The sequence below is a fragment of the Streptomyces sp. NPDC047880 genome (genome assembly GCF_040706515.1).
GTDB lineage: Bacteria > Actinomycetota > Actinomycetes > Streptomycetales > Streptomycetaceae > Streptomyces.
In genome coordinates this window covers 32,737-44,644 of the sequence record NZ_JBEZOK010000009.1, presented here as the reverse complement: position 1 = coordinate 44,644, position 11,908 = coordinate 32,737, and the positions used below count along the sequence as shown (strand labels likewise).

The 11,908-nt window shown below is 72.0% G+C and carries 14 protein-coding genes; 6 read left to right on the top strand and 8 right to left on the bottom strand.

What is annotated here, in order from left to right; all coding sequences use genetic code 11:
• Nucleotides 1-40: 40 nt before the first annotated feature.
• The 3 genes from AB0937_RS16050 to fabG form a co-directional block, all read right to left on the bottom strand.
• Entirely contained in the window at nt 41-1,627 is a 1,587-nt protein-coding gene (locus AB0937_RS16050; protein WP_366712253.1) for an ABC transporter substrate-binding protein, read from the bottom strand.
• 200 nt (nt 1,628-1,827) lie between these two features.
• A complete protein-coding gene (locus tag AB0937_RS16045; protein ID WP_366712252.1) occupies nt 1,828-2,586 on the bottom strand; it encodes an SDR family oxidoreductase in 759 nt (252 codons plus the stop codon).
• Nucleotides 2,587-2,598: 12 nt separating this feature from the next.
• Nucleotides 2,599-3,360, bottom strand: coding sequence for a 3-oxoacyl-ACP reductase FabG (gene fabG, locus AB0937_RS16040; protein ID WP_234848719.1), 762 nt, complete (start codon nt 3,358-3,360; stop codon nt 2,599-2,601).
• A gap of 229 nt (nt 3,361-3,589) precedes the next feature.
• Between fabG and AB0937_RS16035 the strand changes: the two genes are divergently transcribed.
• Nucleotides 3,590-4,096 (top strand): excalibur calcium-binding protein, encoded by a 507-nt coding sequence (locus AB0937_RS16035; protein ID WP_366712250.1) that lies wholly within the window; start codon nt 3,590-3,592, stop codon nt 4,094-4,096.
• A gap of 31 nt (nt 4,097-4,127) precedes the next feature.
• On the opposite strand, the gene AB0937_RS16030 is transcribed toward AB0937_RS16035, so the two are convergent.
• Both AB0937_RS16030 and AB0937_RS16025 read right to left on the bottom strand, forming a co-directional pair.
• A complete protein-coding gene (locus AB0937_RS16030) occupies nt 4,128-4,541 on the bottom strand; it encodes a DUF3037 domain-containing protein (protein ID WP_366712248.1) in 414 nt (137 codons plus the stop codon).
• The gene (locus tag AB0937_RS16025; protein WP_366712246.1) at nt 4,538-5,293 is read right to left on the bottom strand and encodes a HipA family kinase; all 756 of its coding nucleotides are present in this window, start codon (nt 5,291-5,293) and stop codon (nt 4,538-4,540) included. The genes AB0937_RS16030 and AB0937_RS16025 overlap by 4 nt, the downstream gene beginning before the upstream one ends.
• A 201-nt stretch (nt 5,294-5,494) precedes the next feature.
• On the opposite strand from AB0937_RS16025, the gene AB0937_RS16020 reads away from it, so the two are divergent.
• The gene (locus tag AB0937_RS16020; protein WP_366712245.1) at nt 5,495-5,983 is read left to right on the top strand and encodes a Rieske (2Fe-2S) protein; all 489 of its coding nucleotides are present in this window, start codon (nt 5,495-5,497) and stop codon (nt 5,981-5,983) included.
• Here AB0937_RS16020 and AB0937_RS16015 read toward each other — a convergent pair.
• Entirely contained in the window at nt 5,970-6,620 is a 651-nt protein-coding gene (locus tag AB0937_RS16015; RefSeq protein WP_366712244.1) for a cysteine hydrolase, read from the bottom strand. The two genes, AB0937_RS16020 and AB0937_RS16015, sit on opposite strands and share 14 nt — an antisense overlap.
• A 135-nt stretch (nt 6,621-6,755) precedes the next feature.
• Here AB0937_RS16015 and AB0937_RS16010 point away from each other — a divergent pair, with 135 nt between their 5' ends.
• Nucleotides 6,756-7,226 carry a pyridoxamine 5'-phosphate oxidase family protein gene (locus tag AB0937_RS16010; protein WP_366712242.1) on the top strand — a complete coding sequence of 157 codons (471 nt, stop codon included), beginning with the start codon at nt 6,756-6,758 and terminating at the stop codon, nt 7,224-7,226.
• Between the two features lie 15 nt (nt 7,227-7,241).
• Here the strand turns inward: AB0937_RS16010 and AB0937_RS16005 are convergent, their stop codons facing one another.
• The gene (locus tag AB0937_RS16005) at nt 7,242-8,144 is read right to left on the bottom strand and encodes a LysR family transcriptional regulator (RefSeq protein WP_366712241.1); all 903 of its coding nucleotides are present in this window, start codon (nt 8,142-8,144) and stop codon (nt 7,242-7,244) included.
• A 75-nt stretch (nt 8,145-8,219) separates the two neighbouring features.
• Here AB0937_RS16005 and AB0937_RS16000 point away from each other — a divergent pair, with 75 nt between their 5' ends.
• Complete coding sequence (locus AB0937_RS16000) at nt 8,220-9,197, top strand: DMT family transporter (RefSeq protein WP_366712239.1); 978 nt, start codon at nt 8,220-8,222, stop codon at nt 9,195-9,197.
• Here AB0937_RS16000 and AB0937_RS15995 read toward each other — a convergent pair.
• Nucleotides 9,188-10,519 carry an aminotransferase class I/II-fold pyridoxal phosphate-dependent enzyme gene (locus tag AB0937_RS15995; RefSeq protein WP_366712238.1) on the bottom strand — a complete coding sequence of 444 codons (1,332 nt, stop codon included), beginning with the start codon at nt 10,517-10,519 and terminating at the stop codon, nt 9,188-9,190. The genes AB0937_RS16000 and AB0937_RS15995 overlap by 10 nt on opposite strands.
• Before the next feature lie 35 nt (nt 10,520-10,554).
• On the opposite strand from AB0937_RS15995, the gene AB0937_RS15990 reads away from it, so the two are divergent.
• Entirely contained in the window at nt 10,555-11,241 is a 687-nt protein-coding gene (locus AB0937_RS15990) for a pyridoxamine 5'-phosphate oxidase family protein (protein WP_366712237.1), read from the top strand.
• A complete protein-coding gene (locus tag AB0937_RS15985; protein WP_366712236.1) occupies nt 11,241-11,879 on the top strand; it encodes an FMN-binding negative transcriptional regulator in 639 nt (212 codons plus the stop codon). The genes AB0937_RS15990 and AB0937_RS15985 overlap by 1 nt, the downstream gene beginning before the upstream one ends.
• Nucleotides 11,880-11,908 lie beyond the last annotated feature (29 nt).

Genomic DNA, 11,908 nt, shown 5'->3' with positions numbered 1-11,908 from the left:
CCACTGACAACGCGCCCGGGAAGGCCCGGTGCCGGACCGCCTACCAGGCGGTCTTGCGGTGCAGCTCCCACATCATCATGATCGTCGACGGGTCCATGGCCCGCTCCGCGCCCGAGACGTCCCGGCTGGCCGCCACGTACTGCCGGCCCTGCCACAGCGGCAGCAGCCGCGCGTCGTCCACGAGGATCTGCTGGGCCTCCTCGAACTCCTTCACCACGTTCGCGCGGTCGCTCTCCCGACGCGAACGGGGCAGCAGGTCGCCGGTGATCTCGGGCGCCGGGTAGGGCGTGCCGAGGGCGTTCTGGTCACCGACGAACGGCGCGATGAAGTTCTCCGCGTCCGGGAAGTCGGGGAACCAGCCACGCCCGAAGACCGGGTACTCGCCCTTCTGGTAGCCCTCGACGTACGTCTTCCAGGGCCGGCTCTTCAGGCTGATCGCGAACAGGCCGGAGGCCTCCAGCTGGCGCTTCAGCTCCTTGAACTCGCCGGCGGTCTCGGAGCCGTAGCGGTCGCTGGTGTACCAGAGGGTGAGCGGGACGCGCTGGTTGATGCCCGCCTCGGTGAGGATCTTGCGGGCCTTGGCGACGTCGGGGTCGCCGTAGTCGTCGAAGAAGCCCGTGGTGTGACCCGTGAGCCCCTTGGGGACCATGGAGTACAGCGGGTCGACGGTGTCCTTGTAGACCTTGTGGGCGATCGCCGCCCGGTCGACGACCTGCGCCACGGCCTGGCGCACGGCCTTCTTGTTCGCCCAGGAGTCCTTCGGGTTGAACACCAGGTAGTTGATGTCGGTGCCGGTGCCCTCGACGAGCTGGATCTCCTCGTCCTTGGAGGACTTGCCCTGGAGTTCGACCACGTCACCGGCCGCCAGACCGCGGTAGGTCACGTCGATGTCCTTGTCCCGCAGGGCCTTCACCATGGGGGCGGAGTCCTGGAAGTAGCGGACGGTCACCGCGTCGTTCCGGCGCTCCGCGTAGCCCTTGTAGGCGTCGTTGCGGACGAGGACGGCCTCCTTGCCCTCGGTGTACGAGTCGAGGGTGTACGGCCCCGACCCGACCACGTCGTCGCCCTTGCGCAGGCTGTCGTCCGGGTAGGCGTCCGGGGACACGATCGACATGGCGGGGGTGGCGAGCACGAACGGGAAGGTCGAGTCGGGCTTGTTGAGGTGGAAGACCACCTCGCGTTCGTTCGGCGCCTGGACCCGTTCGAGGCTGCCCAGCAGACCGGCGGGGCCACCGTTGACGTTGATCTTGCGGATCCGGTCGAAGGAGTACTTCACCGCCCGGGCGTCGAGCGCGTCCCCGTTGGAGAACGTCAGGCCCTCGCGCAGCTCACAGCGGTAGACCTGGTTCGAGGAGTCGCTGAAGCCGCACTTCTCGGCGGCGTCCGGCTGGGGCGCGCTCGAGCCCGTCGGATAGCTCAGCAGCGTCTGGTAGATGTTGCGGAACAGCTCCCAGGAGCTGTCCCACGACGCGGCAGGGTCGAGCGTGCTGGGCGAACTGGTGGTGCCCACGACAATCGGCCCTTCGTCCTCCGGGGTGTCGGACGACAGCACGCCGCATCCGGCGAGCAGGGACGATATGGACGCGATGGCCGCCACCTGCCGCAGGCACCGGTTCCGGTTGAACACGCGCACGCTCCTCGATCTGCCATACCAAGGGTCGGCAGACCATACCGCAGTGCCGCCCCCTGTGGCCCTCCCCGTCCATGACCGCTTGATCAATAAACCTTTGACGACGTTGTCATCGCACTTTGCGGAGCTTTTGCCCCCCGGAACGGGCGCCGCTCGTGCCGGCGGGCGCCCGTTCCGGTCCGTGTGCGCGGTCCTCGTCAGCCGGTTCCGGCGTTGAGGAAGATGCCGCCGTCGACGACGAGCGTCTGGCCGGTGACCCAGTCGGACTGCTCGGAGGTGAGGAACGCGGCCGCGCCCCCGATGTCGGACGGCACACCGAGCCGGCCCAGCGGGTAGGCCGACGCGGCCTCCTCCTCCCGGCCCTCGTACAGGGCCTGGGCGAACTTGGTCTTCACCACGGCCGGGGCGATCGCGTTGACCCGCACCTTGGGCGCGAACTCGTGCGCGAGCTGCACGGTCAGGTTGATCATCGCGGCCTTGCTGACGCCGTAGGCGCCGATGAACGGCGACGGCGACAGGCCCGCGACGGAGGCGATGTTGACGATCGCGCCGCCGTTGTCCTTCTGCCAGGCGTGCCAGGTCCGCTGGGCGAAGCCGAGCGCCGAGACGACATTGGTCTCGAACACCTTGCGGGCGACGTTCAGGTCCAGGTCGGCGATCGGCCCGAACACGGGGTTCGTGCCCGCGTTGTTGACCAGGTAGTCGACGCGGCCGAAGGCCTCCATCGTGCGCTCGACGGCGACGGCCTGGTGGGCCTCGTCGTGCGCCTTGCCGGCGACGTAGACCGCGCGGTCGGCACCGAGCTGCTCGACGGCCTCCTTGAGGGCGTCCTCGTTGCGGCCGGTGATGCACACGCGGTCGCCACGCGCGACCAGGGCCTCGGCGACGCCGTAGCCGATGCCGCGGCTGGCGCCCGTGACGAGGGCGACCTTGCCGGAGAGTTCCACGGAAGTCATGTTCTTCGTCCTCTAGTCGAGCGGTCCGCCGGCCACGTACAGCACCTGGCCGGAGACGAATCCGGCCGCCTCGCCGGTGAAGAAGGCGATGGCGTTGGCGATGTCCTCCGGCTCACCGACCCGGGCCACCGGGATCTGGGTGGCGGCCGCCGCCTTGAAGTCCTCGAAGCCCATGCCGACGCGCTCGGCGGTGGTCTTGGTCATCTCGGTGGCGATGAAGCCGGGGGCGACGGAGTTGGCGGTGACGCCGAACTTGCCGAGTTCCTTGGCGAGGGTCTTGGTGAAGCCCTGCAGGCCCGCCTTGGCGGCCGAGTAGTTCACCTGACCGCGGTTGCCGAGCGCGGACGACGACGACAGGTTGACGATCCGGCCGAAGCCCGCGTCCACCATGTGCTTCTGGCAGGCCTTGGACATCAGGAAGGCGCCGCGCAGGTGCACGTTCATGACGGTGTCCCAGTCGGAGACGCTCATCTTGAACAGCAGGTTGTCGCGCAGCACGCCCGCGTTGTTGACCAGGATCGTCGGGGCGCCGAGCTCCTCGGCGATGCGGGCGACGGCCGCCTCGACCTGCGCCTCGTCGGAGACGTCGCAGCCGACGGCGATGGCCTTGCCACCGGCGGCGGTGATCTTCTCGACGGTGTCCTTGCAGGCCGCCTCGTCGAGGTCGAGCACGGCGACCGCGCGGCCCTCGGCGGCCAGTCGTACGGCGGTGGCGGCACCGATGCCGCGCGCGGCACCGGTCACGACGGCAACCCGCTGCTCAGTGGTGGACATGGCTGCTACTCCTCAGGTGAGCGACCGCTTAGTACCTTCAGTGGGTGTGACGCTAGAAGCCCTGGCACGCGGTGTCAACGGCCGGGGGCGGCATGTGATCCATTACCCGGGTCCGCCCGGTCCCGCGGCGTCCCGACACCACTCGATCGGCCCACGACGGCGCGCCGCCGGACCCCGCGGTGCCTAGCGTCGAAGCGCGAGCCACCCACGGTCGGAAGGGAGGCGCTCCATGCGCCGTCGCACCGGGGCCCTGGGCGCGCTGTTCGCGGTCGCCGCGATGGTGCCCATGGCCGACCCCGCTCATGCCCGGCAGGACCTGGACTGCCGCGATTTCGCCTTCCAGGAGGACGCGCAGGCCGTTTTCGACGCGGATCGCAGCGATCCCCACAGACTCGACGAGGACGAGGGCCCGGACGACGGCATCGCGTGCGAGGCACTGGCCCACCGCGGCATCATCTCGCCCACCACTTCGGCCACCGCCTCCCCCACTTCGTCTCCCACCGATTCGCCCAGCCCGTCCGCGAGCGCGTCGGCCGTGCCGTCGGCTTCCGTCACCGCCGGCCCGTCGGCCAGCCCCTCGTCCCGGCCCTCCAGCAGCCCGTCCGGGGGCGTACGGGGCGGACTCGGCGGCGCGGTGGCCTCGGGGCCGAGCGACTGGGAGCTGGCGATCGGCCTGACCTTCGCGGCGGGTGCGGCTGTCGCGGCCGGATACGTGGTGCGGCGCCGCCGGAACTGACGGACGGGTGCTGCCGGACGGGCGGTGCCCCTCACCTCACCAGCAGGTCCAGCAACCGCTCGGTCTCCGCCGCCGGGTCCGTGGTCAGACCGGTGTGCACCGGGCCGGGCTGGACGATCGTGGAGCGGGGGGCGACCAGCCAGCGGAAGCGGCGGCCCGGGTCGTCGGACGCCGCCTGGCCGGCCGTGGATCCGCCCGCACACAGGCCCTCCACCGCACCCAGGGCGGCACGCACCCCGGCCACGTCGGCCCGGGGGTCCAGGGCCAGCAGGCGCGCCTCGTCGAGGTGGGTGCGGGCGCCGACGTAGGACTCGGCGCGGCAGTAGACCAGGACCCCGGCGTTGATGCACTCGCCGCGTTCGACGCGAGGGACGACGCGCAGGACGGCGTACTCGTAGACGTGGCGGTCCCGGGGGCCGCCCTTGATGATGTGCCGGTCGTTCACTTCAGCCCCTGGATGCGGTCGTGGATGACGGCGGCCCGTGCCAGCAGCGGGCGTGCGTAGGCCTGCCGCAGATCGTCCGGCTCGGCGAAGCCGGGCTCGTCCGTGAGCCAGGCGTCCGGGATCTGCGCGGTGACGTCGGCGAGGAGTTCCTCGGTGACCAGGGGCGCCAACACGGCGGCCGCGGAGGCGACATCGGGGGCGAAGGACACCAGCGCGTGGTCGGAGGCGTCGTACGGGCGGGCGGCGGAGGCCTCCACACCGGGCCAGTTGTGGTGCCAGATCATCGTCGCGCCGTGGTCGACGAGCCACAGCTCTCCCCGCCACCGCAGCATGTTCGGGTTGCGCCAGGACCGGTCGACGTTGTTGATCAGCGCGTCGAACCAGACCACGCGGCCGGCTTCCTCGGGGCTCACCGGGAACGCGAGCGGGTCGAAGCCGAGGGCGCCGGAGAGGAAGTCCATGCCGAGGTTGGTGCCGCCGCTGGACCGGAGCAGGCTCTGCACCTGCTCGTCCGGTTCCCCCAGCCCCAGTTCCGGGTCGAGTTCGACGGTGACCAGGCGCGGCATCCGCAGCCCGAGACGCCGGGCGAGTTCCCCGCAGACCACTTCGGCGACGAGCGTCTTGCGTCCCTGTCCCGCGCCGGTGAACTTCAGGACGTAGGTGCCGGAGTCGTCGGCCTCGACCAGGCCCGGCAGCGAACCGCCCTCGCGCAGGGGCGCGATGAAACGGGTCGCGATCACTTCCTTGAGCATCGCCCCAGGTTACTGACGTACCCGGCGACCGTGGCGGCGGCCTCGCGGGGGGGGCGGGCCGGAACCCGACAGCGAACCGACAGCTGCGCTTTACCCGTGTCCTCCCCCGAACGGGTCAGGATTTCGGCAGGGTCTGAACAGCCGGTCCGCAAGGGCCGTACCTCTCGGCAGATCACGAATTCCCCCGGAAGGAACGTCAGCATGACCAGCGAATCAGTTCAGCCGATGTCGGGACCGAGCCGCCGCACCGTCGTGGCGGCGGTCGGCGCGGCGGGGCTCACCGTGGCGCTGACGGCGTGCGGTTCGGAGGACAAGGCGTCCGACCCGTCCACCGAACAGGGTGCCGCCGGCGGCGGCGCGACGAACGAAGGGGGCGGCTCGTCCACCGGGGCGGGAGCCGGTGGTGCGGCGCTCGCGAAGACCGCAGACATCCCCGCGGGCAGCGGCAAGATCTTCAAGGACGAGAAGGTCGTGGTCTCGCAGCCGGCCGCGGGCGACTACAAGGCCTTCTCGACGATCTGCACCCACCAGAAGTGCCCGATGGTGGACCTGAAGGACGACATCATCTCCTGTGCCTGCCACGGCAGTGAGTTCTCCGTCCTCGACGGCAGCGTGAAGAAGGGCCCGGCGGTCGAACCGCTGGAGGCGAAGCAGATCAGCGTGAAGGGCGACTCCATCACACTGGCCTGACGCCCCGCTCACGCTCCAGGCAGGCCAGTACCTCGTCCGTGGTCGCGACCGTGGCGACCAACGCGAGGGTGTGGCGGATCATCGCGGGGGTGTAGTCGGCGGGCACTCCCGCGATGGCGTCCGCCGGGACCACGACGCTGTAGCCGTGGTTCACGGCGTCGAACACGGTGTTGGGCACGGCCACGTTGGCGGAGACGCCGGTGACGATCAGCGTGCGGCAGCCGAGGTTGCGCAGCAGCGGATCGACGCCGGTGCCGTGCAGGGGTGACAGCCCGTGCAGACGCCGGACGACGAGGTCCTCATCGGCGACCTCGATCGGGGCGGCCACCCGCACCGCGGGCGTGCCGGTCAGCTGCTGGACGGGCAGGCGGGCGGCGGCGCGGAAGAGGCGGGCGTTGCGGTTGGCGCCGCGGCCGTCGGGCCGGCGCTCGGCGACGGCGTGGACGACCTGGACGCCGCCGTCGTGGGCGGCAGCCACCAGCCGGGCGACGTTGGCGAGGGCGCCGCCGGCGCGTGCCTGTGCGGCGAGTTCGGGCAGGGCGCTGTCCGCTCCGACGACGCCCTCCTGGCACTCCACGGTGAGCAGCACGGTGGTGCACGGTTCGAGGAGTTCTCTGAGCGCTGCGTACGAGGGCACGGTTTTTCCCCCTGTCACCGGCGGCCGGGCGGGCGAGCGTAGCCACCATTGCGCACGGACGGAAGAGCACTCATCCTTTTCTGACGTGATGTCAGAGGATCTCCTCTGGCACGACGTGGGAGAAAGAGGGGGAGCATGACCGTCACGCAGCAGCGCAGGGGCCGGAAGATCATGATGACGCCGGGCGAGCTGGACGAGTTCCTGGCCACGCAGCGCACCTGCCGGGTCGCGACGGTGTCGGCCGACGGTGCGCCGCACGTGAGCACGCTGTGGTTCGCCTGGGACGGCACCTCGATGTGGCTGTACTCGGTCGTGCGCAGCAAGCGCTGGACCGAGCTGCGGCGCGATGCGCGGGTGGCGATCGTGGTCGACACCGGCGAGGAGTACGACGAGCTGCGCGGCGCCGAGCTGTCGGGCACCGTCGAGTTCGTGGGCGAGATACCGCGCACGGGTGAGCTGCGTGCCGAACTCGACGTGCCCGAGATGCTGTTCGCGCGGAAGAACTTCGGCCTGGAGGAGATGCCGCACGACGGCCGGCACGCCTGGATCCGTCTGACGCCGCAGAAGATCGTCTCCTGGGACTTCCGCAAGCTGTCCGGGCAGTAACCGCCGACGGGACGCTCAGCCGACGCCCTCCCCCGCCGCCCGCAGGGCCTTCACCGCCGCCCGGATGGACGGACGGCGGTCCGCGTCCGCACGCCAGACGACGTACACGTGCCGGCGGACCCGCTGCCGGAGGGGGACGGTCACGACACCGTCGGGCACGGGGTGGCGGCCGAGCAGCGGGGCGATGCACACGCCGAGGCCCGCGGCGACCAGCGCGAGCTGGGTGTGGGTCTCGGCGGCGCGGTGGCCGACGATCGGCTCGACGCCCTTGGAGCGGAGCGTGAACATCAGCCACTCGTGGCAGAACTCACCGTCGCCCCAGGTGATCCACTCGTCGTCGGCGAACTCGCCGAGGTCCACCTCGTCGCGCCCCGCGAGCCGGTGGTCCACCGGCATGGCGACCTCGGCCGGGTCGTCCAGGATCGACGCCTTGACCAGGCCCTCGGGCAGCGCCATCGGCTTGTTGTACCAGTCGAGCACCACGGCGAGGTCGAGGTCGCCGCGCACCACCCCGGCGATGCCGCGCTCCGGTTCCAGTTCGCAGGAGCGCAGCCGGAGCGCGGGGTGCTGCTCGCGCAGTGCGGCCAGCGCGTGCGGGAACAGGCCCCGCGCGGCCGTCGGGAACGCCGACAGTCTGAGTTCGCCGACGACCTGCCCGCGCTGCGCCTCCAAGTCGGACTGGGCGAGTTCCACCTGGGACAGGATGCGCGCGGCGTGCTCGGCGAGCAGCCGGCCCGCGTCGGTGAGCCGCACGCCCCGGCCGTTCTTGGCGAGGAGTTGCTGGCCGACCTCGCGCTCCAGCTTGGACAACTGCTGCGAGACGGCGGACGTCGTGATGTGCAGCCCCTCGGCCGCCCCGCTCACCGAGCCGTGCCGGGCGAGGGCGTCGAGGGTGCGCAGGCGCTCCAGGTTCAACATGTAAGCAATGCTACGCAGTATCGAGTGCGAAATCTCGATTGTGCTACGAGGTTCCCTTGCCTCATCGTGGCTGCCATGAGCACCGTCACCACCCCGGCCGGCCCCGCCGCCACCGCCTCGCCCGCTCCGCCCCGCCGCCTCCTCGACTGGCGCATCCGGTTCGCCGCCCTGTCGCTGATCTGGGGCTTCAGCTTCCTCCTCATCAAGGTGGGCACCGAGACCTACGCGCCGTTCCAGGTGACGCTCGGCCGGCTGGTGTTCGGCACGGCGGTGCTGGCCGCCGCGATGGCGGTACGACGCGAGCGGCTGCCGCGCGGGGTGCGCGTCTGGGGGCATCTGACGGTCGCCGCGTTCCTGCTCAACGCCCTGCCGTTCTCCCTGTTCGCGTACGCCGAGCTGACCATCCCGTCCACCCTGGCGGGCATCTGCAACGCGACCTCGCCGCTGTGGGGCATGGCGCTGTCGCTGGTCGCCCTGTCGGAGGACCGCCCGACCCGGGTGCGGGTCGCGGGCCTCGGGCTGGGCTTCCTCGGGGTGCTCACGGTGCTGGGCGCGTGGCAGGGCTTCCACGGCCTGGACGCCACCGGGACGGCACTGGCCCTGCTGGCCTCCCTGAGCTACCCGGTCGGCTGGATCTACGTGCGCCGCACCCTCGCCGGCACCGGCTCCTCGCACCTGTCGATGACCGGCGCGCAACTGCTGCTGGCGACGGTCCAGCTGGCCGTCGCCACCCCGCTGTTCACGACCCTGCCCACCCGCCTGTCCGTCGGCCCGCTGCTGGCGATCGCCGCCCTGGGCGCGCTGGGCACGGGCCTCGCGGTCCTCCTCCAGTACGGCCTGGTCGCAGAAGTCGGCCCGACGACCGCCCAGATGGTGACGTACTTCATCCCGGTCATCGCCACGGCCGCGGGCGTAGCGCTTCTCGATGAGGCCCTCGCCTGGTCGACACCGGTCGGGGCGGTGATCGTGCTGACGGGCGCGGCCCTCACCCAAGTCAGGCCGAAGCCCCGACAGGCGTCCCGGATGCAGCAGCCCGGCCGGGCTCAGACGTAACTGCGCGCGGGGGCGGGCCCGAGGGCCGAGGCGATCGCATCGGCCAGGGGCTCGATCTCCTCGTCGGCGAGGGTCGAGACGGTGACCCGGATGCCGGGCGGCGCGGTCAGCCGGAAGCGCGCGCCGGGGGCCACGGCCCACCCGGCGTGCAGCAGCCGGGCGACGACGCCGGTCTCGTCCGGCACGGGCACCCACACGTTCATGCCGCTGCGCCCGCACGCCGTGACGCCGCGTCGTCCGAGCGCCCCGATCAGTGCGTTACGCCGCAGTCCGTACGACGCCGCCACCGCGGCCGTGTCCACCGCGTCACCGGTCCACAGCCGCACCAGGGCCCGCTGCATCAACCGGCTCACCCATCCCGGCCCGAGCCGGTGACGTCCGCTCACCCGGTCGACGGTGACGGCGTCGCCGGTGAGCACGGCGAGCCGCAGATCGGGGCCGTAGGCCTTGGCGGCCGAGCGCACGAACGCCCAGTGCCGGGTGGTGCCGGCCAGCGGGTGCAGCGCCACGTCGACGATGCCGTGACCATGGTCGTCCTCGACCAGCAGCACCTCCGGATGCTCCCGGAGCACGGCCCGCAGGGCACGCGCGCGTGCGGCGCTCACCGCCGCGCCGGTCGGGTTCTGCGCCCGGTCCGTGACGATCAAGGCCCGCGCCCCGGCCTCCAGCGCCTGGCGCACGTCCTCCGGGCGGGGCCCCTCGTCGTCGACGCCGACCGGGACGGTCCGCAGCCCGAGCGCGGGCACCAGGTCGAGGGTGCGGCCCCAGCCGGGGTCCTCGACGCCGACGGTGTCACCGGGCTTGAGGTGGGCCGCCAGCACCCGTTCGACACCGTCCAGGGCGCCGGAGACCACGGCGAGCGGCCCGTCCGGCACCCCGTCGGCGTCGAGTCCGGCCCGGGCGATCCGGGCGAGCTCCGGATCGACGGGGGTGTCGCCGTAGAGCACGGGCGTCCGGTCGCCCTCGGTGGCGGCCGCCGCGAACGCGCCCGCGAGGCTCGGCAGCAGCGCCGGATCCGGATTGCCCTGCGCGAGGTCGCGTACCCCTTCGGGGACGTCCACCCGGAAGTGCTCCCGTCCGGTCGTCGCCGGTACGGACCGCACCCGGCTGCCACGCCGGCCCGCCGTCTCGATGACCCCGCGCTCGCGCAGCGTCCGGTACGCGGCCGCGACCGTGTTGGGATTCACCCCCAGTCGCTGCGCCAACTCCCTCATCGGAGGCAGAAGTTGACCGGGCCGCAGCTCGCCGGCCCCTACCGCACGCTCGACGCTCGCGGAAATGTCCGCTGCGCGCCGCCCCTGGATCGGATACTCTTCTAGCACAAAGCCAAGTATGCACTAGTGCAATGGAGAGCGCCATGCAGGGGACCGCGCAGACGCCGTCGCAGCCCGACACCGCCTACACGCCGACCGACCGCACGGTCCCCACCCGCTCCCCCGACCGGGCGTCCTACGACAGGGACCTGGTGCACGCGATACTCGACGAGGCCTACGTCTGCCATCTCGGCTTCGTCCGCGACGGGGCGCCCGTCGTGCTGCCCACCCTGTACGCCCGGGTCGGCGAGCGGCTGTACGTGCACGGCTCGACGGGCTCGCGTCCGCTGCGGGCGGCCGGCCAGGCCGACCCCGGCCTCCCGGTCTGCCTGACGGTCACCCATGTCGACGGTCTGGTCCTGGCCCGCTCGGCCTTCCACCACTCGATCAACTACCGCTCCGTGGTGGTGCACGGCGTCGCCCGCGACGTGACGGACCCCGAGGAGAAGCGGCAGGCCCTGGACGCACTGGTCGACCACGCCGTCCCCGGCCGCTCCGCGGACTCGCGCCCCGCCAACAAGAAGGAGCTGGCCGCCACCGCCGTGATCCGCCTGGACCTGGACGAGGTCTCCGCGAAGCTGCGCACCGGCGGCGTGAACGACGAACCGGAGGACCTCGCCCTCCCGCACTGGGCCGGCGTCGTCCCGGTCCGGCGCACTTACGGCACCCCGGCCCCCGACCCCGGCCTGGCCCCCGGCACCGAACTGCCCGGCTACCTCACGGCCCTGTGATGCTGATCCACCCCTGGGACGCACCCCGCGACGACACCGAATGGCAGCAGTGGCTGTCCGGCCACGACTTCGGCCAGCTCGCCGTCAACGGCCTGCCGGGCGAACCGCCCCATGTCCAGCCGCTGCACTTCGTCTACGACGCGGGGCGCCGCGAGGTCGTCTCCCACCTCGCCCGCCCGAACCCGCTCTGGCCTGCGCTGGAGACGGCCCCGGACGTGGTGCTGAGCGTGGTGGACGACTACGTGTTCGTACCCGGCCCCTGGCAGGCCGCCCCGGACGTCCCTCCGGAGCACGGCACCCCGACGAGCTTCTACACGGCCATCCAGCTCCGCTGCCGCGCTCACGTCGTGGACGACCCGGCGGAGAAGGCCGAGTTGCTCAACCGCCAGGTCGACCACTTCCAGCCGCGGGGCGGCTCCGCGCGGGCGGCGGTGGGCGAGGCCCCCTACGGCAGGATGCTCGCGGGCATCCGCGGCCTGCGCCTCGAAGTGACGGACGTACGGCCGAAGTTCAAGTACGCCAACCACAGGCCCGCCGAGGTCCGGGACCGGATCGCCGCGGGCCTCGCGGCCCGCGGCGGCCCGGGCGACGCCAGGGCACGCGACCACCTCCTGCGCCGACAGCAGGCGCAGGCGTAGCGGGCGAGGCCCTGTCGGCGGCACGCGCA